Source organism: Pseudomonas sp. BAV 4579 (genome assembly GCF_009765395.1).
GTDB classification, from domain to species: domain Bacteria; phylum Pseudomonadota; class Gammaproteobacteria; order Pseudomonadales; family Pseudomonadaceae; genus Chryseomonas; species Chryseomonas aestiva.
The window spans coordinates 30,313-47,379 of sequence record NZ_WHOV01000141.1 but is presented as its reverse complement, the minus strand read 5'-3'; the positions used below and the strand labels follow the sequence as shown (position 1 = coordinate 47,379).

Below are 17,067 nucleotides of genomic sequence, written 5' to 3'. Positions count from 1 at the left end.
CCTTGAAGCCATCGACGTAACCCTGGAGTTCGTCGCCTTCGCGACCGGCCGCCAGGGCGGCGACGATGGCGTCGGCGGCGAGCATGCCGGACTTCATGGCGGTGTGGCTGCCCTTGATCTTGGCCGGATTGAGGGTGCCCAGGTCGCAGCCGATCAGGGCGCCACCGGGGAAGACCATCTTCGGCAGGGAATTCAGGCCGCCCTTGACCAGGGCACGGGCGCCGTAGGAGACGCGCTTGCCGCCTTCCAGGTACTGGGCCACCACCGGATGGTGCTTGTAGCGCTGGAATTCGTCATAGGGCGAGAGGTGCGGATTGCTGTAGGCCAGGTCGACGATCAGGCCGACCACCACCTGGTTGTCTTCCAGGTGATAGAGGAAGGAACCGCCCGGGTTTTCCTTGTCCAGCGGCCAGCCGGAGGTGTGGATCACCAGGCCCTGCTCGTGCTTGGCCGGATCGATCTCCCACAGCTCCTTGATGCCGATGCCGTAGTGCTGCGGATCGGCGCCTTCGCCGAGCTTGAATCTCTGGCCCAGCTGCTTGCCCAGATGGCCACGGCAGCCCTCGGCGAACAGGGTGTACTTGCCGCGCAGTTCCATGCCGGGGGTGTAGACCCCCTCCTTGGGCTGGCCTTCGCGATCCACGCCCAGGTCGCCGGTGATGATGCCGCGCACCACGCCCTGCTCATCGATCAGCGGCTCCTGGGCGGCGAAGCCCGGATAGATCTCCACGCCCAGGGCTTCGGCCTGCTGGCCGAGCCAGCGGCAGAGGTTACCAAGGGAGATGATGTAGTTGCCCTCGTTGTGCATGGGCTTGGGCACGAAGAAATTCGGCACCTTGGTCGCCTGGCGATCATCCTTGAGCAGGTAGATGTCGTCGCGCTTGACCGGGGTGTTAAGGGGCGCGCCGAGTTCCTTCCAGTTGGGAAAGAGCTCGTCCAGGGCGCGGGGTTCGAAGACCGCGCCGGAGAGAATGTGGGCACCGACCTCGGAGCCTTTCTCGACCACGCAGACACTGATCTCCTGGCCATTTTTGGCCGCCTGCTGCTTGAGGCGACAGGCCGCGGACAGGCCCGCGGGGCCGGCCCCGACGATCACCACGTCGAATTCCATGTATTCGCGTTCCACGGCTCACTCTCCTCAGGCAAAACTCACGATCTGGTTATTTATGTAGGGGTGCAACAAAAGACTTCATTATATCCGGCACGCTCCCTGGTACCCATTCAAACGTTTGTTTAAATTTTCCGCAAGCCTGTTAGACTCGGGAGTTACTGGCCCCTGACGGACTGTCGCGTTGACCCCTGCTGCCGTGGAGGTCAACATAAGAAGAATTTGCAACAAGCTTGGACCGGCAGGGGTCGTGTCCAACGCAAGGCCGCCTTGGCGTCCTGTTTATTCACCAGAATAAATCGAGGGATTCATGAAGGTTCTCGTAGCTGTCAAACGCGTGGTGGACTACAACGTCAAGGTCCGCGTCAAGGCCGACCAGACCGGTGTCGACCTGGCCAACGTCAAGATGTCCATGAACCCCTTCTGCGAGATCGCTGTGGAAGAAGCGGTGCGCCTGAAGGAAAAGGGTATCGCCAGCGAGATCGTGGTCGTGACCGCGGGTCCCGCCCAGGCGCAGGAACAACTGCGTACCGCTCTGGCACTGGGCGCCGATCGCGCCGTGCTGATCGACACCGGCACCGCCGAGCTGTCGTCGCTGACCACCGCCAAGCTGCTCAAGGCCGTGGTGGACAAGGAACAGCCGCAGCTGGTGATCCTTGGCAAGCAGGCCATCGACAGCGACAACAACCAGACCGGCCAGATGCTGGCCGCTCTGACCGGCTTCGCCCAGGGCACCTTCGCCTCCAAGGTGGAGCAGGCCGCTGACGGCCTCAACGTGACCCGCGAGATCGATGGCGGGCTGCAGACCGTGGCGCTCAAGCTGCCGGCGGTGGTGACCACCGACCTGCGCCTCAACGAGCCGCGCTACGCCTCGCTGCCCAACATCATGAAGGCCAAGAAGAAGCCGCTGGAAACCCTGACCCCGGACGCCCTGGGCGTGGCGGTGAAAGCCTCCTACGAGGTGGTCAAGGTGGAAGCTCCGGCGGGTCGTCAGGCGGGCATCAAGGTCAAGTCCGTGGCCGAGCTGGTCGAAAAACTCAAGAACGAAGCTAAGGTGATCTGATGGCCATTCTCGTCATTGCCGACCACGACAACGCCAACCTCTTCGGCGCTACCCTGAACACCGTTGCCGCGGCCCAGGCCATCGGCGGCGACATCCATGTGCTGGTCGCCGGGCAGAATGCCCAGCCGGTCGCCGATGCCGCCGCCAAGCTCGCCGGCGTCGGTAAGGTCCTCTTGGCCGACAACGCCGCCTACGCGCACCAGTTGCCGGAAAACGTCGCGCCGCTGGTGGTCGAGCTGGCCGCCAACTACAGCCACGTCCTGGCCGCTGCCAGCACCAATGGCAAGAACTTCCTGCCGCGCGTCGCCGCGTTGCTGGACGTCGACCAGATCTCCGAGATCATCGCCGTCGAATCCGCCGACACCTTCAAGCGGCCGATCTATGCCGGCAACGCCATCGCCACCGTGCGCTCCACGGCGCCGGTCAAGGTGATCACCGTGCGCGCCACCGGTTTCGATCCGGTCGCCGCCGAGGGCGGTTCCGCCGCCATCGAAGCCGTGAGCCTGGTCAAGGATGCCGGCATCTCCAGCTTCGTCGGCGAAGAGCTGGCCAAGTCCGACCGTCCCGAGCTGGGCGCCGCCAAGGTGGTGGTCTCCGGTGGTCGCGGTCTGCAGAACGGTGACAACTTCAAGATCCTCTACGCCCTGGCCGACAAGCTGGGCGCGGCGGTGGGTGCCTCGCGCGCCGCGGTGGACGCCGGCTTCGTGCCCAACGACATGCAGGTCGGCCAGACCGGCAAGATCGTCGCGCCGCAGCTGTATATCGCCGTCGGCATCTCCGGGGCCATCCAGCACCTGGCGGGCATGAAGGATTCCAAGGTGATCGTCGCCATCAACAAGGACGAGGAGGCGCCGATCTTCCAGGTGGCCGACTACGGCCTGGTGGGTGACCTGTTCGAATTGATCCCCGAGCTGGAAAAGGCCATCTGAGGCCCACCCCCGTGCAAGAGCCCGCCCTTTGGCGGGCTTTTTCATGGGCACGGCATGGCCTCTGGCATCAAGGCGGGGTGCGCCGGTTCCTTGTCGTTTTTGGACATTGCCGCCCCGGGAAGGGAAGGGTTAAGGTCAGGCTTAGCTGTACCGGTATACCTTCAGGGTAGCCTGCTACTGTTCCGCTTTCGTCCAGGAAGACGCCATGACCAATCTGTTGCTCTATCAGCGCATCGCCCAGCAACTGGCGAACGACATCCGCACGGGGGTCTACAAGCCCGGCGAGCGAGTGCCTTCGGTGCGCAAACTGAGCCAGCAGTTGGGCGTCAGCCACGCCAGCGTCCTGCAGGCCTATGCCACCCTGGAAGACCAGGGGCTGATCCGGGCCCGGCCGCAATCGGGCTTCTATGTGCACCAGACCCCGGCGCTGACCGCGCCGACACCGGATATCGCCACGGTGGAACGGCCCAGCCTGGTGACCCGCGCGGGTATCATCAACCAGGTGCTGGCGGAATCGCGGCGGGAGGGCGTGGTGCCCCTCGGCATGGCGGTCCCCCAGCCCGACTACCTGCCCTTGCGGGCCCTGCACCAGCAACTGTCCAAGGTGACCCGTTTCCAGGCTCGCGCGGCCTTTTCCTATCTGCACAGTCCGGGCTACGAGCCCCTGCGCCGCCAGGTGGCCATCCGCCTGCGCGATGCGGGGGTGGTGGTGGGTCCGGAAGAGGTGGTGATCACCCATGGCTGCGTGGATGCGCTGCAGATGTCGCTGCGGGTGCTGACCAAGCCGGGCGACCTGATCGCCACCGAATCGCCGTCCTACTACGGGCTGCTGCAGCTGGCCGAGGTGCTGGGCCTCAAGGTGATCGAGATCCCCTGCGATCCCGAGACCGGGCTCAGTGTGGAGGCGCTGCAGCTGGCCGCGAGCCAGTGGCCGGTCAAGGCCCTGGTGGTGGCCGCGCGGCTGAGCAATCCCCTGGGGGGCAGCATGCCGGAGGCGCGGCAGAAGCAGCTGCTCAGACTGGCGGCGGAGCGCAACATCGCCATCGTCGAGGACGACATCTATGGCGAACTGACCTACGACAGCGGCTCCAGGGCGCTCAAGGCGCTCGACAAGCAGGGTCGGGTCATCTACTGCTCGAGCTTTTCCAAGACCCTTTCGCCCGGTGTCCGCATCGGCTGGGTAGTGGCCGGGCCCTACCAGGAAGACATCTGCCGCCTGCAGACCTTTACCACCCATTCCGCCTGCAGCGTGACCCAGATGGGGGTCTCCGCCTATCTGGAGAACGGCGGCTATGACCGCCACCTGCGAGCCATCCGCCAGGAATACCGCCGCAACATGACCGCCTTCCAGCTGGCGATCCAGGAGCACTTTCCCGAAGGCACCCAGATGAGTCGACCCAATGGCGGCTTCATCCTCTGGGTCAGCCTGCCGGTGCGGGTGGACACTCGCCTGCTGCACCAGCGCGCCCTGGATCAGGGGGTGAGCATTGCGCCGGGCATGATCTTCAGCAACACCGACCAGTTCAATCACTGCATCCGCCTCAATTGCGGCCTGCCCTGGGGGCGCGATGCCCAGCGAGCGCTGATGACCCTGGGCCTGCTCGCCCGTCAGCTCTGCCAGGAAAGCCTGGCCGCCTAGCGGCACGCCTGGAACCCGCCACGGGGCAGCGGAGTCGGTTGTAGAGACTGACCCCTGTCGCGCCCGGTGCCTCGCTCCGGGGGCGATATCCCAAGTGTGGTGAGCCTATGCGTGGATACCTGGCAACGACGGCGCTGGCCGTGACCCTGCTGTTGGCGGGCTGTGATAACCAGTCCCCGCCCGCCACGGCCAAGGCGCCTCCGGCAGCGGCGCCAGCGCCAGTAGCGCCGAAGTCATCGGTGGCAACCGAGGCCCAGGGCAGCGCCGCCGATCTGAGCGCCTACCGCCTGGACCCGCTCCCGACCAAGGCCTTCGTGCTGCCTGCACCGCCACCGAAGAAACAGGACCTGGCCAGGAACAGCCAGCTCAAGAAGCCTGCCGTGCCCAAGCCGGCGCCGGCTGTCGCCCATCCGCTCGACCTCAGTGTGCCCGGTGAAGCGGCGGCGTCTCCGTCGGTGAGCGCTCGCCGCCTGGGCGCAGGCAAGGCCGACAACAGCGTCGCCGAGGCGGGTCTGCTGCCGCAGCTGTTTCGCAAGGAAGGCGACCCCGGTCGTTTTGAACTGGGCGGTCGGGTGATCAGCCGGGATCGCAGCGACGACTTCGAAGGGGCGGAGGTCGAATTGCGCTTTCGGCGCTAGTCCGTGGCTGTCAGGTGGCCGTTGCTGAACATCGGCCCGGAACTTCATCGCCGCAACGCTTGCCGACAGTTCAGTTGGCGGACACAACGTCTGCCCGGATTCGGGAGCGTTCCATGCCCAGTGCGACAGGCAAGATTCTTTATGCGGTGGTAGGCGGTGGCTGGATTTCCCAGGGCGCCTTCATGCCTGGGGTCGGCCAGACCCGCAATTCCGAGATGACCGCCCTGGTCACCGGCGATCCCGTCAAGGCGCGGGATCTGGCCGCCAAGTACGGTCTCAAGAGCTATACCTATGAAGAATTCCCGGCGCTGCTGTCGTCCGGCGAGATCGATGCGATCTACCTGGCCACGCCCAATTTCCGCCATCTGGAATTCGCCGTACCGGCGCTGGACGCCGGCATTCACGTTCTGCTGGAAAAGCCCATGGCGATCAGCGAGGAAGAATGCCAGGCGATCAATGCCGCGGCTGCGCGCTCCGGGGCCAAGTTGATGATCGCCTATCGACTGCACTGCGAGCCGGGCACGGTGGAAATGATCGAGCGAGTGCGCAATGGCGAGATCGGCGATCCGCGCCTGTTCACCTCGACCTTCACCCAGCCGGTCGACACGGCCAACCACCGTGCCCAGAGCGGCTTCTGGGCCGGCCCCGTCACCGACATGGGGCCCTATCCACTCAACGCCGTGCGGGCGCTCTTTGGTGACGAGCCCATCGAAGTCAGTGCCGTCGGGGTGCAGACACCCGGGCGCGACATCACCACCTGGGATGCCGTGACCGTGACCTTGCGCTTTCCCGAGGAGCGGCTGGCGACGTTCTCCGTCAGCTTCAGCGGCCCCAACACCGAGCGCTTCCAGCTGGTGGGCCGCAAGGGCGCGATCGAGGCGTCGCCGTGCTTTGGTTTCGGCGAAGGCGTCGCCATCGGCTATCGCCTGACCGTGGACGGGGAGACCGAGGAGTTCAAGGCACCGGTGGTGGATCACTTCGGCGGCGAGACGGCCTATTTCTCCGATTGCATCCTCGAGGATCGCCAGCCGGAAATGGATGGGGAGGAGGGCTGGCGCGACGTGCGCGTGCTGGCGGCCATCGAGCGTGCCCTGCAGAGCGGTCAGCCGCAATCCCTGGAGCCGCTGCCCAAGCGCCAGGGACCGACCCGCGAGCAGGTGCGCAGCCTGCCACTGGCGGAGGTGCCGGAATACGTCAACACCAAGGCACCGCTGGAGTCCTGATGCTACAAAGCCCTGCCACCCAGAGGGTGACAGGGCTCTGCCTGGACGCCCGGGGCGCGGTCAGCGGTCCTGGGCCTCCTTGGCATCCATCTCGGCATTGCGCTGCCGGATCTTGGATTTCTGTTCGTCGGTCAAGGGCACCTTGCGCGCCGTGTCCTTGAGCATGAGCAGGCTGCCGACCACCGAGCCGATGGCGACCAGCAGGATCAACCAGGCATACCAGGGCATCTGTCTTCTCCTTGAGTGGCTATATCGCTTCGACCACGGGAGAGGCCGTCAGTGCGCCCGGCAGGTGGCATTCGTGCGCCGGAGCCAGGCGGCGTAACCCAGGTCGTAGAGCCAGTTGAAGGCCAGTGTGTAGGGCAGGAAGAACAGGATCAGTCCCAGGTCCAGCAGCAGTGCCTGCCACAGGCTGATGGACAGCCACCAGGCGGCCAGGGGCACCAGCACTAGGATCAGTCCGCCTTCGAAGCCGAGAGCGTGCAGCAGGCGGACACCCAGGCCACGGGTGAAGCCCAGGCGCTGTTGCAGCCGATCGAAGCCCAGATTGAACACCAGATTCCAGAGCATGGCGATGGCTGAAAAGGCGGCGGTGAGCAGACCCATGTGCCCCAGGGAGCGATCCAGCAGCCAGGCCAGGGTCGGAGTGGCGAGCAGCACGGCGATCCCCTCGAACAGCAGGGCGTGCAGGATGCGGGCACTGGCGGGACGCTGGGTGAGGGGGCTGGACATGAGGCGACTCCACGATGGACAGGTCCTCAGTCTCATCGGTTAAGCTGGGGAGATCAAAATGGATTCCATAGGCTGAGCCGATATGTATCCCAATGCCGAAGCCCTCGAGGCCTTCGTCGAGGCGGCCGCCGCCGGCTCCTTCAGCGCCGCAGCGCGGGTGCTTGGCAAGCGCCAGTCCAGTATCAGCGAGAGCATCGCCCGGCTGGAGGACGAACTAGGGGTGTCGCTGTTCGATCGCCAGGGCCGCTATCCGCTGCTGACGGCGGCCGGCGAGCAACTGCTCGACCAGGCCCGTGCCGTGCTCTCGGCCCATGACCGCCTGGCCAATCGCGCCACCCAGCTGGCGGCCGGGGTGGAGCCGCGCCTGACGCTGGTGATTTCCGATACCTACCAGCCCTCCCGCTATGAGGCGCTCCTGGCCGAGCTGGACCAGCGCTATCCGGATCTCGAATTCGAATGCCTGATCGCCGAGGACGCCGATGTGCTCAGCCTGGTCCAGGGGCGCGCGGATCTGGGCTTGCTGGCCGGTCAGCCGCCCTATCCGGCGGACATCGAGGCGGCCACCCTGGATGGTCTGGTCACCTTCGGTCTCTATGTCGCCGTCGATCATCCGCTGGCAGCGCTGGAGCGAGTCACACCGGCCGACCTGGCGCCCTATCGGCTGCTGCGCCTGAGCACCGTAACCGAAGCCTCTCCCCAGGTCAGCCGCCTGCCGGACACCCGCGGCCGCTGCTGGTCGGCGCCCGACTACCTGCTGCTGCTGGACATGGCGGTGCAGGGCTTCGGCTGGGCCGAACTGCCGCTGTGGCTGGTGACGACCTTTGGCCAGGGGCGGCTGGTGGAGCTGGCCGTGCCGGGCTGGCCGCAACGGGTAGCGGTGGACGTGGTCTGGTCACGGCGACGGCCGCTGGGTCCGGCGGGCAACTGGCTGCGCGAACGCCTGCTCAGGCCGAGCTGACGGAAGAGAACAGCCAAGTGCCGGCGCGGCGCTTTTCTGCGAAAATGCCGGCCTTTGCCGTTTTGCCGAGAGCTCCCATGTCCGCCTGCCAGTCTCCCATCATCGTCGCCCTGGATTTCCCTTCGTCGTCCGCCGCCCTGGCGCTGGCCGACCGCCTCGACCCCGCCACCTGCCGGGTCAAGGTCGGCAAGGAGCTGTTCACCGCCAGCGCCGCCGGGGTGGTGGAGGCTCTGCGCACGCGCGGCTTCGAAGTCTTCCTCGACCTGAAATTCCACGACATTCCCAATACCACCGCCATGGCGGTCAAGGCCGCGGCGGAGATGGGCGTCTGGATGGTCAATGTCCACTGCTCGGGCGGCCTGCGCATGATGAGCGCCTGCCGTGAGACCCTGGAGGCCATGAGCGGTCCCAAGCCGTTGCTGATCGGTGTCACCGTGCTGACCAGCATGGAGCGCGAGGACCTGGCCGACATCGGCCTGGACGTGGATCCCCAGGAGCAGGTCCTGCGCCTGGCCGGTCTGGCCGCTCGCGCCGGCCTGGACGGGCTGGTCTGCTCGGCCCAGGAGGCCTCGGCGCTCAAGGCCGCGCAGCCGGCGCTGCAACTGGTCACCCCCGGCATCCGTCCGGCCGGCAGTGCCCTGGACGACCAGCGCCGCATCCTCACCCCGCGCGAAGCCCTGGATGCCGGCTCCGACTACCTGGTGATCGGCCGGCCCATCGCCCGCGCCGCCGATCCGGCCCGCGCCGTGGAAGAGATCCTCGCCACCCTGAAATAAGCGGTAAACCTCCGGGGCGGCGGTCGCCGGCAACAGGTGCTGCTATTCTCGTTCTGCAGGCCGACCCCCTTCTCGGGTCGGCGCAAGGCGAGAGACCTCAGGGCATGCACGATAGGTTGAACGCCTGTCTCAAGGCGGTAGACGGCGTTTTGTTGGGCAAGGAAACCCAGGTCAGGCTGGCGCTGGCCTGCCTGCTGGCGCGGGGTCACCTGCTGATCGAGGACCTGCCCGGGATGGGCAAGACCACCCTCAGCCATGCCCTGGCCAAGGTGCTGGGGCTGTCCTTCCAGCGCATCCAGTTCACCTCGGACCTGCTGCCCGGCGATATCCTCGGCACCTCGGTGTTCGATCGCGACAGCGGGCAGTTCGTCTTCCATCCCGGGCCGGTGTTCGCCGAGTTGCTGCTGGCCGACGAGATCAATCGCGCCACGCCCAAGAGCCAGAGCGCGCTGCTGGAAGCCATGGAGGAGGGGCAGGTGACCATCGAGGGCGCCACCCGGCCCTTGCCCGATCCCTTCTTTGTCATCGCTACCCAGAATCCCATCTCCCAGGGCGGCACCTTCGCCCTGCCGGAATCCCAGCTCGATCGCTTCCTGATGCGTCTGTCGCTCGGCTACCCCGGCCGCGCCGCCGAGCGGGCGCTGCTGCTCGGCGGTTCCGGACGCGAGCAGCTGCCGCGCCTGGAGCCCCTGCTGGATCACGCCCAGCTGCGGCTGATCCAGGCCGAGGTGCCGCGCATCCACGCCAGCGAGGCGGTGGTGGATTATGTGCTGCGCCTGGTGGAGGCCACCCGCACCCAGACCTCCTTCGCTCTCGGCCTGTCGCCACGCGGCAGCCTGGCGCTGCTGGCCGCAGCGCGGGCCTGGGCGTTGCTGGCGGGGCGCGACCACGTGCTGCCCGAGGACGTCCAGACGGTGCTGCCGGCGGTGGCCGGCCATCGCCTGCGCGACATCGCCGATCCTGCCGGGCACGGTGGCGGCGCCCTGGTGCAGTGGCTGCTGCGCGAAGTCCCGGCGCTGTGACCGGCGGCGCCTGGCAGCGCTATCGGGACGGCTGGCTGACACGGCGGATTCCGCCGGCCAATCGCATCACCCTCGATCAGCGACGCATCTTCATCCTGCCCACCCGCCAGGGCGGCGCCTTCGCCATCGCCCTGCTGCTGATGCTGCTGGCCGGCATCAACTACCAGAACAGCCTGGCCTATGGCCTGACCTTCCTGCTGTTTTCCCTGGCGCTGGTGGCCATGTTGCACACCTATCGCAACCTGGCCGGCCTGCAACTGGTCGGCGGCGGCGCCAGCCCGGTGTTCGCCGGGGAGGTCGCCGGATTTCGCCTGCGCCTGGAGAGCAGTGGCCGCGCGCACCAGGGCATCGCCCTGGGCTGGCGTAACGAGCCGCTGGTGCTCAGCGACGTACCGGCGGAGGAGAGCGTCGCCCTGCAGATCTTTCACCCGGCGTCGAGCCGCGGCTGGCTGAGGCCCGGACGGCTGCGGGTGGAAAGTCGCTTTCCCCTCGGCCTGTTCGTCGCCTGGAGCTGGCTGGACCTGGACGTGCGCGCCCTGGTCTATCCGCAGCCCCTGGCGACCACGACGCCGCTGCGCAGCGGCCAGGATGCCGGCGGCGAGGAAGGCCAGCGCCAGGCCGGACAGGGTGCCGACGACTTCCAGGGCCTGCGGCCCTATCAGCCCGGCGATTCACGCCGGCGGCTGGACTGGAAGGCCTTTTCCCGCGGGCAGGGCCTGCTGGTCAAGGACTTCACCGCCCTGGCCGGCAGCGAACTCTGGCTGGATTTCAGCGTACTCGATGGCGACACCGAGACCCGGCTGTCCTGGCTGTGCCAGGCGGTGCTGGATTGCAGCGCCCGCCAGCTGCGCTTCGGCCTGCGCCTGCCCGGGGTGGAGCTGGCGCCGGCCAGCGGCGAGAGCCAGCGTGACGCGGCGCTGCAGGCCTTGGCCGTATTCGGACGGCCGACATGAGCAGCGCCGTGCCGCAACCCATTCCGCGCATCGCCCTGATCTGGCTGCTGGTGGCCCAGGCCCTGGTGATCCTGCCGCACCTCACCCATCTGCCGCCCTGGGTCGGCTTGCTCTGGGCCTTTTGCGCCGGTTGGCGGGTGCTGCTGTTCCGCATGCAGGTGCGGGCGCCGACGCGGATCGAGAAGGGCGGCCTGCTGCTCTTGACCATGGGCGGCATCTGGCTGTCGCGCGGCTCCTTCATCGGCCTGGACGCCGGTGCCGTGCTGCTGCTGGTGACCTTCGCCCTCAAGCTGATCGAGATGCACAGTCGCCGCGATGCCCTGGTGGTGATCTACCTGGGTTTCTTCGCGGTGGTGATCGCCTACCTGTTCGAGGACGGCCTGCTCGCCGCGCTCTACAGCCTGCTGCCGGTGACCGCCCTGGTGGCGGCGCTGATCGGTCTGCAGCAGAGCGCCCTGGCCAGTCGGCCGCTGGCGACGCTGAAGGTCGCCGGTACCCTGCTGCTGCAGGCGGTGCCGCTGATGCTGCTGCTGTTTCTGGTGTTTCCGCGCATCGGTCCGCTGTGGTCGCTGCCGCAACCGGGCGACCAGGCGCGCACCGGACTGGGCGACAGCATGGCGCCGGGGGAGATCGCCCAGCTCTCGCAATCCGCGGAGCGGGTGTTCCGGGTCAGCTTCGCGGGCGACCGGCCCGCGCAGCGTGACCTCTACTGGCGCGCCACCACCTACGAGCGCTTCGATGGCGCGCGCTGGTCGGTGGATCCCGACACGGCCTGGAGTCCGGAACCGGCCTGGACGCCTGGCGGACCCCAACTAGATTATCAGGTGGTCATGGAGCCGAGTGGTCGGCCCTGGCTCTATGGCCTGGACGTGGCGCGCAGCGATCAGCGCGACGTGCGCCTGGCCAGCGACTTCCACCTGCAGCGCCGCCGCCCGGTGGATCAGGCGCTGCTTTACCGGGTTTCCAGCTGGCCGCAGGCCATCCGCGAGCCGGCGCGGCTGTCCGCCTCCAGCCAGCGTCGTGCGCTGCAGCTGCCCAGTGGCGGTGAACCGCGCACCCGTGCCTGGGTGGCCCAGCTCAAGACCCAGGCGTCGACGCCCGAGGCGCTGGCCCAGGCGATCCTGGCCTATTTCCGCCAGCAGCCCTTCGTCTACACCCTGCAGCCGCCCACGGCGAGCGTCGATGCCATCGACGCCTTTCTCTTCGACAACCGTCGCGGTTTCTGCGCCCACTATGCCGGTGCCATGACCTTTGCCCTGCGGGTGGCGGGCATCCCCGCGCGGGTGGTGGCGGGCTACCAGGGCGGCGAATTCAACGCGGCGGGTGGCTATCTGCTGGTGCAGCAATTCGATGCCCATGCCTGGGTGGAATACTGGCTGCCAGGGCGCGGCTGGATCAGCGTCGACCCTACCGCCCAGGTGGCGCCCGAGCGGATCGAGCGCGGCTTGCAGGAGGCCCTGGCGGCCCAGGGCGCGGCCAGTGAATTCCTCGCGGACAACCCCTTCGCCGCCAATCGCTACCGCAACCTGGCCTGGCTCAATGAGCTGCGTCTGGGCTGGGACCGCATCAACTACGGTTGGCAGCGCTGGGTGCTCAACTATCAGGAAGACACCCAGGGCGAACTGTTCAAGCGACTGCTCGGCGAGGGCTCGCTGCAACGCCTGGGACTGCTGCTGGCGCTGGTGGTGTTGGGCGTGCTCGGGGTGATGGCGCTGCTGGTGCTCAAGCCCTGGCAGCGGACCCGGGATCCCCTGCTGACGCGTTTCGACCAGTTCGAGCGGCTGCTGGCGCGCCAGGGGGTAAAGCGGCAAGGCGGCGAGCCTGCCGGCAGTTTCGCCGGGCGCGCCATGGCCGAACTGCCGGCGGCATGCGCGGCGATAATGGCGTTCTCCGCGGAATTTCAGGCACAGCGCTATGCCGGTCGACCCGCGGATCCGGCGGCGCTATCGAGGGCGCTGAAAGCCTTGAAACGTCAGCTGCGTAGCCGTCAGGCGCGCAGCGACTGAGGCACGGGGAGGGCGTCGGGTTCCTGCAGAGCGAAGGCCACCAGGCAGACGACGGCCGCCAGGATCAGCGGTTGCGGATGCGGATTGCCAAGCGCCTGGGCGATGCAGCCTAGGCCCAGTAACAACAGCACGGCGGAAGTGAGGGTGGTGACCGAGCGCATGGCGGTTCTCCAAAAACGTGCGGGCATCTTGCCGCCTGTCGGGCAACCGCGCGAATGCGCTCTCGCTATGGAGGCTATAGGCGCAACTGGCGGATCGCCTGATTCAGGGTTCCTGCGAGGGCGGCCAGTTCGGTGCTGGTGCTGGCCGACTCCTGCGTCAGCAGCATGGTCCTTTCCGTGACATCGCGGATGCCTACAACCGACCTGCTCATCTCTTCCGCCACCTGGGCCTGCTGCTCCGCGGCCACGGCGATCTGGGTGTTGCTGTCGCGCATCAGGGTCACGGCGGCGGTGATGTCGGCCAGGGCCTGCCCGGCGGCGCTGGCCTGGACCACGCAGTCGTCGGCCTTGAGCGAGCTTTCGCGCATGAATTCCACGGCATCGCGGGTGCCGGCCTGGAGGCTGTCGACCATGCGGGTGATCTCGTCGGTGGAGCCCTGGACACGCTTGGCCAGGTTGCGTACCTCGTCGGCCACCACGGCGAAGCCACGGCCGGCCTCGCCGGCGCGGGCCGCCTCGATGGCGGCGTTGAGCGCCAGCAGGTTGGTCTGCTCGGCGATGCCGTGGATGACGTTGACCACGCTGGTGATGCGCTCGCTGTTCTCGGCCAGCTCCTGGATCATCACCGCGGTCTGCTGCACGCCCTGGGAGAGGTCGGCGATGGAATGACCGACGCGCTCCACCGCCTGCTGGCCGGCGCCGGCCAGGCGATCGGCCTCCTGGGACTGGTCACGGGTGCCGGCGGCGTGCTCGGCGATCTGCTGCACGGTAGCGCTCATCTCGTTGATCGCGGTAGCCGCCTGGTCGGTCTCGTGCTGCTGATCGTGCATACCGCCCCGCACGCCCTGCATGCCGTTGGCCAGGCGCCCGGCGCCTTCGTCCAGGCGCGAGGCGCTGGCGGCCACGGTACCGACGACGCGGGTGTAGCTGTCCTGCATGGCGTTGAAGGCCTGGGTCATCTGCCCGACCTCGTCACGCCCGCGCACCTCGACCCGGGCGGTGAGATCGCCGTCGCGTTCCACCCTCAGCATGGTGTCCTTGAGGCGTTGCAGATTGCCGAGGATGAAGCGGATCAGGAGCTGCGAGGCCACCAGCAGCACCAGCATCAACACACCCACGGCCAGGGCGTATTCCGGCGCCCGGGCGATAAAGATGTCGCCGAAGGTCGGGGCGCTCAGCCTGGCCGCCGCGTCGCCCACGACAGCCTTGACCGCCTTGAGCTGTTCGGCGCGACCGGAGACTTCCAGCTGCATGGCGAACAGCACCAGCAAGAGGCTGGTGACGAAGGCGACGGCATTGACCGCCCAGAATTTGTACTTGAGGGAAATATCGCGCAGCCAGGCAAACATAGGGGGCATCCAGTCGGCGGGGCCGCACAGCCTGGCAGGCCGGCGCGCCCCGGATCTTGACTGGCGTCAACGTCCTGCGAGAGGACGTCTGACGCCGTGGAATAAGCCCAAAGGTTAACGGCTTGCACTGGCCTGACTTTAGCGAAACGGTACCCGCGCCTAGTCGTATTCCTCGACCTGCTCTGGCTCGGCGATCTCCGGCAGGTCGAAGAAGGCACGAGCGGTGGCACTGGTGTGCAGGGCGGTCTGCTCGGGCGTTTCGTTGCGCAGGCGCGCCACGGTGCGCAGGATTTCCGGCAGGAAGGCCGGCTCGTTGTGGCCGTGGCGCGGCTTGGGTCTGAGGGTGCGCGGCAGCAGGTAGGGGGCATCGGTTTCCAGCATCAGCCGACCGACCGGGATCTGCCCGACCAGTTCGTGCAGGTGCAGGCCACGGCGCTCGTCGCAGATCCAGCCGGTGATGCCCAGGTGCAGGTCGAGATCCAGGTAGCCGTAGAGCGCCTTGCGCTCGCCGGTGAAGCAGTGCACCACGGCGGCCGGCAGGTGGTCGCGATAGTCGCGCAGGATCGCCAGCATGCGTTCGCTGGCGTCGCGTTCGTGGAGAAACACCGGGCGGCGCAATTCGGCGGCCAGGGCCAGCTGTTCCTCGAAGCAGCGCTCCTGCTGTGGCCTTGGAGTGAAGTCGCGATTGAAGTCCAGGCCGCATTCGCCCAGGGCCCGCACCTTGGGCTGGCCGGCCAGGTCACGCAGGGTCCTGGCGGCGGCCGCGCTCCAGGTCGAGGCTTCGTGGGGATGGACGCCCGCGGTGCTGAACAGTGCCTCGCCGGCGTCCAGGCGCAGGCAGAGGTTGAGGGCGTTCTCGCTGTCTTCCAGGGTGGTACCGGTCAGCACCAGTTGCATCACCCCGGCGGCCTGGGCCCGCTCGATCACCGCGTCCACCTCCTTGATCAGACTGGGGTGGGTGAGGTTGACGCCGATGTCGATCAATTGCATGGTGCGGACCTTCTACAGACTTTGTTCGCTCATTCTATCCGTAGTCCGGGTGCTATCGGCGCTGTCCCGGCCAGGTCAGGAGTCCTGGATGCCGTTTCGATTCACCCTTGTCATCCTCGGCTGCCTGCTCGCCGGTTCCGCCCAGGCGCGGCTCGGCGCGCTGCCACCCGAAGCACCGCGGCATGTCGCGGCCCGCGACCTGACTGCCATCGAGCGTACCGGCGAGTTGCGCGTCCTGGTCAACCAGAGTCGGCACAGCTCCGGCGAATGGAACGGCCAGGCGCTCGGCATCGAGTATCGGCGCCTGCAGACCTTCGCCCGCTACCTGCGGCAGCAGCCCGGGGGCCGGCCGCTGCGCCTGGTCTTCGTGCCCAAGGCCAAGGACGACCTCCTGGCAGCGCTGCAGCGCGGCGAGGGCGATCTGGTGGCGCCGGGCGAAACCCTGCTGCCACCGCCGCATTCGGCGCTGATCGCCGCCTCGGTGGCGGCGCCCGCTAGCCTGGTGGTAGTGGGCGGACGTGGTCAGCGCCTGCCACGTCATCTGGAACAACTGGCCGGGCGCCGGGTGGTGCTGCCCCAGGGCAGCGCCGCCGGCCCGGCTCTGGAACGGCTCAACGTCCAGCTGGAGAAGCGCAGATTGCGGCCGGTGCAGATCGAGTGGGCCGATCCGACCCTGGCGGTGGAAGACGTCTTGGAACTGACCCAGGCCGGCATCTATCCGCTCAGCGTCGTCGAATCCGGCCTGGCCCATCGCTGGGCGCGGGTGCTGTCACGCCTGCGGGTCGCCGATCGGGTGGTGGTGGCCCATGACCAGGCGCAACTCTGGTACTTGCGCGCCCCGGCGCACCAGCTTGCCGAGCGGATACGGGCCTTCGCCCGGCAACCCCAGGCGCGTGACGACGACACGGCCTTTCGCCAGGCCTATGCGCGCCGCTACCAGGTGCGCGATCCACTGCAGGCCCATGACCGCAAGCGGCTGGCCAAGGTGCGGCCACTACTGCAGCGCTATGCCAAGGCCTACGACTTCGACTGGCTGACCCTGGCCGCCATGGCCTACAAGGAATCCGGCCTCGATCCCCATGCCCGCGGTGCCGGCCGCGCCGCTGGGCTGCTCCAGATCACCCCGCGGGCGGCGCGCAGCGTCGGGGTGCGCAACCTGCATTCCGCCGAGGACAACGTCAAGGCCGCCACCCGCTATCTGGCGCGCCTGCGGCGGGAGTTCTTCTCCAGTCCGCGGCTTGCCGAGCGCGAGCGCCGTGCCTTCACCCTGGCGGCCTACAACCTGGGACCGGAGCGCGTCCAGGCGCTCAGGGCCAAGGCGCGCAAGCAGGGCCTGGACGGCGATCGCTGGTTCTTCCAGGTCGAACGCATCGCCGCCGAGGAGGTGGGTATCGGGGTGGTCAACTACGTGGCCAGCGTCAACAAGTACCGGGTGGCCTTCAGTCGTGAACGGGCGCGTCTGGAAGCACCGGCCGTGGCGGCGACGCGCGCCAGGGCGATCCGCCGCGAGGACGGTTGAA

Annotated in this window: 16 protein-coding genes and 2 pseudogenes; 11 read left to right on the top strand and 7 right to left on the bottom strand. The window is 67.6% G+C overall.

What is annotated here, in order from left to right:
- Positions 1-1,126, bottom strand: a 1,126-nt coding sequence (locus tag GSQ95_RS22240; RefSeq protein WP_158973908.1) for an NAD(P)/FAD-dependent oxidoreductase, incomplete at its 3' end; no start/stop codon positions are given.
- 292 nt (positions 1,127-1,418) lie between these two features.
- On the opposite strand from GSQ95_RS22240, the gene GSQ95_RS22235 reads away from it, so the two are divergent.
- The 5 genes from GSQ95_RS22235 to GSQ95_RS22215 all read left to right on the top strand — a co-directional run bounded on the left by GSQ95_RS22235 (position 1,419) and on the right by GSQ95_RS22215 (position 6,600).
- The gene (locus tag GSQ95_RS22235; protein ID WP_133862694.1) at positions 1,419-2,171 is read left to right on the top strand and encodes an electron transfer flavoprotein subunit beta/FixA family protein; all 753 of its coding nucleotides are present in this window, start codon (positions 1,419-1,421) and stop codon (positions 2,169-2,171) included.
- A complete protein-coding gene (locus tag GSQ95_RS22230) occupies positions 2,171-3,100 on the top strand; it encodes an electron transfer flavoprotein subunit alpha/FixB family protein (RefSeq protein WP_133862695.1) in 930 nt (309 codons plus the stop codon). Before GSQ95_RS22235 ends, GSQ95_RS22230 begins: the two co-directional genes overlap by 1 nt.
- A gap of 205 nt (positions 3,101-3,305) precedes the next feature.
- On the top strand, positions 3,306-4,739 hold the full coding sequence (locus GSQ95_RS22225; RefSeq protein WP_158892644.1) for a PLP-dependent aminotransferase family protein: 1,434 nt from the start codon (positions 3,306-3,308) through the stop codon (positions 4,737-4,739).
- Between the two features lie 239 nt (positions 4,740-4,978).
- Positions 4,979-5,377, top strand: a complete 399-nt coding sequence (locus tag GSQ95_RS22220) for a hypothetical protein (protein ID WP_158892769.1) — start codon at positions 4,979-4,981, stop codon at positions 5,375-5,377.
- Positions 5,378-5,490: 113 nt separating this feature from the next.
- Positions 5,491-6,600 carry a Gfo/Idh/MocA family protein gene (locus tag GSQ95_RS22215; protein WP_158892646.1) on the top strand — a complete coding sequence of 370 codons (1,110 nt, stop codon included), beginning with the start codon at positions 5,491-5,493 and terminating at the stop codon, positions 6,598-6,600.
- Between the two features lie 60 nt (positions 6,601-6,660).
- Here GSQ95_RS22215 and GSQ95_RS22210 read toward each other — a convergent pair whose 3' ends face one another.
- Positions 6,661-6,828 (bottom strand): DUF2897 family protein, encoded by a 168-nt coding sequence (locus tag GSQ95_RS22210; RefSeq protein WP_017641898.1) that lies wholly within the window; start codon positions 6,826-6,828, stop codon positions 6,661-6,663.
- Between the two features lie 48 nt (positions 6,829-6,876).
- Positions 6,877-7,332: a multidrug/biocide efflux PACE transporter gene (locus GSQ95_RS22205; protein WP_007160577.1), complete on the bottom strand. Its 456-nt coding sequence runs from the start codon at positions 7,330-7,332 to the stop codon at positions 6,877-6,879.
- Positions 7,333-7,414: 82 nt separating this feature from the next.
- Here GSQ95_RS22205 and GSQ95_RS22200 point away from each other — a divergent pair, with 82 nt between their 5' ends.
- The 5 genes from GSQ95_RS22200 (at position 7,415) to GSQ95_RS22180 (ending at position 13,047) form a co-directional block, all read left to right on the top strand.
- Complete coding sequence (locus tag GSQ95_RS22200; RefSeq protein WP_158892648.1) at positions 7,415-8,290, top strand: LysR family transcriptional regulator; 876 nt, start codon at positions 7,415-7,417, stop codon at positions 8,288-8,290.
- A 77-nt stretch (positions 8,291-8,367) separates the two neighbouring features.
- Positions 8,368-9,066 (top strand): orotidine-5'-phosphate decarboxylase, encoded by a 699-nt coding sequence (gene pyrF, locus GSQ95_RS22195; protein WP_158892650.1) that lies wholly within the window; start codon positions 8,368-8,370, stop codon positions 9,064-9,066.
- A 104-nt stretch (positions 9,067-9,170) separates the two neighbouring features.
- The gene (locus GSQ95_RS22190; RefSeq protein ID WP_007160574.1) at positions 9,171-10,088 is read left to right on the top strand and encodes a MoxR family ATPase; all 918 of its coding nucleotides are present in this window, start codon (positions 9,171-9,173) and stop codon (positions 10,086-10,088) included.
- Complete coding sequence (locus tag GSQ95_RS22185) at positions 10,085-11,041, top strand: DUF58 domain-containing protein (RefSeq protein WP_158892652.1); 957 nt, start codon at positions 10,085-10,087, stop codon at positions 11,039-11,041. The genes GSQ95_RS22190 and GSQ95_RS22185 overlap by 4 nt, the downstream gene beginning before the upstream one ends.
- On the top strand, positions 11,038-13,047 hold the full coding sequence (locus tag GSQ95_RS22180) for a DUF3488 and transglutaminase-like domain-containing protein (protein ID WP_158892654.1): 2,010 nt from the start codon (positions 11,038-11,040) through the stop codon (positions 13,045-13,047). Before GSQ95_RS22185 ends, GSQ95_RS22180 begins: the two co-directional genes overlap by 4 nt.
- Here the strand turns inward: GSQ95_RS22180 and GSQ95_RS22175 are convergent.
- The 4 genes and pseudogenes from GSQ95_RS22175 to GSQ95_RS22165 all read right to left on the bottom strand — a co-directional run bounded on the left by GSQ95_RS22175 (position 13,029) and on the right by GSQ95_RS22165 (position 15,547).
- Positions 13,029-13,208, bottom strand: coding sequence for a hypothetical protein (locus GSQ95_RS22175; RefSeq protein ID WP_007160571.1), 180 nt, complete (start codon positions 13,206-13,208; stop codon positions 13,029-13,031). The genes GSQ95_RS22180 and GSQ95_RS22175 overlap by 19 nt on opposite strands.
- Before the next feature lie 74 nt (positions 13,209-13,282).
- A pseudogene (locus GSQ95_RS27285) lies at positions 13,283-13,813 on the bottom strand (methyl-accepting chemotaxis protein); the annotation flags it as partial.
- A 333-nt stretch (positions 13,814-14,146) separates the two neighbouring features.
- Positions 14,147-14,314, bottom strand: a pseudogene (locus tag GSQ95_RS27280) (HAMP domain-containing protein); the annotation flags it as partial.
- A gap of 402 nt (positions 14,315-14,716) precedes the next feature.
- Entirely contained in the window at positions 14,717-15,547 is an 831-nt protein-coding gene (locus GSQ95_RS22165; RefSeq protein WP_158892658.1) for a TatD family hydrolase, read from the bottom strand.
- Between the two features lie 88 nt (positions 15,548-15,635).
- Here GSQ95_RS22165 and GSQ95_RS22160 point away from each other — a divergent pair, with 88 nt between their 5' ends.
- Positions 15,636-17,066 (top strand): transglycosylase SLT domain-containing protein, encoded by a 1,431-nt coding sequence (locus tag GSQ95_RS22160; RefSeq protein WP_158892660.1) that lies wholly within the window; start codon positions 15,636-15,638, stop codon positions 17,064-17,066.
- Position 17,067 lies beyond the last annotated feature (1 nt).

What these genes read in the sequence shown, in the direction of transcription:
- GSQ95_RS22235 (WP_133862694.1), top strand. Translation starts at nt 1,419, where the DNA reads ATGAAGGTTCTCGTAGCTGTCAAACGCGTGGTGGACTACAACGTCAAG.
- GSQ95_RS22230 (WP_133862695.1), top strand. Translation starts at nt 2,171, where the DNA reads ATGGCCATTCTCGTCATTGCCGACCACGACAACGCCAACCTCTTCGGC.
- GSQ95_RS22225 (WP_158892644.1), top strand. Translation starts at nt 3,306, where the DNA reads ATGACCAATCTGTTGCTCTATCAGCGCATCGCCCAGCAACTGGCGAAC.
- GSQ95_RS22215 (WP_158892646.1), top strand. Translation starts at nt 5,491, where the DNA reads ATGCCCAGTGCGACAGGCAAGATTCTTTATGCGGTGGTAGGCGGTGGC.
- GSQ95_RS22210 (WP_017641898.1), bottom strand. Translation starts at nt 6,828, where the DNA reads ATGCCCTGGTATGCCTGGTTGATCCTGCTGGTCGCCATCGGCTCGGTG.
- GSQ95_RS22205 (WP_007160577.1), bottom strand. Translation starts at nt 7,332, where the DNA reads ATGTCCAGCCCCCTCACCCAGCGTCCCGCCAGTGCCCGCATCCTGCAC.
- GSQ95_RS22200 (WP_158892648.1), top strand. Translation starts at nt 7,415, where the DNA reads ATGTATCCCAATGCCGAAGCCCTCGAGGCCTTCGTCGAGGCGGCCGCC.
- pyrF (WP_158892650.1), top strand. Translation starts at nt 8,368, where the DNA reads ATGTCCGCCTGCCAGTCTCCCATCATCGTCGCCCTGGATTTCCCTTCG.
- GSQ95_RS22190 (WP_007160574.1), top strand. Translation starts at nt 9,171, where the DNA reads ATGCACGATAGGTTGAACGCCTGTCTCAAGGCGGTAGACGGCGTTTTG.
- GSQ95_RS22180 (WP_158892654.1), top strand. Translation starts at nt 11,038, where the DNA reads ATGAGCAGCGCCGTGCCGCAACCCATTCCGCGCATCGCCCTGATCTGG.
- GSQ95_RS22175 (WP_007160571.1), bottom strand. Translation starts at nt 13,208, where the DNA reads ATGCGCTCGGTCACCACCCTCACTTCCGCCGTGCTGTTGTTACTGGGC.
- GSQ95_RS22165 (WP_158892658.1), bottom strand. Translation starts at nt 15,547, where the DNA reads ATGCAATTGATCGACATCGGCGTCAACCTCACCCACCCCAGTCTGATC.
- GSQ95_RS22160 (WP_158892660.1), top strand. Translation starts at nt 15,636, where the DNA reads ATGCCGTTTCGATTCACCCTTGTCATCCTCGGCTGCCTGCTCGCCGGT.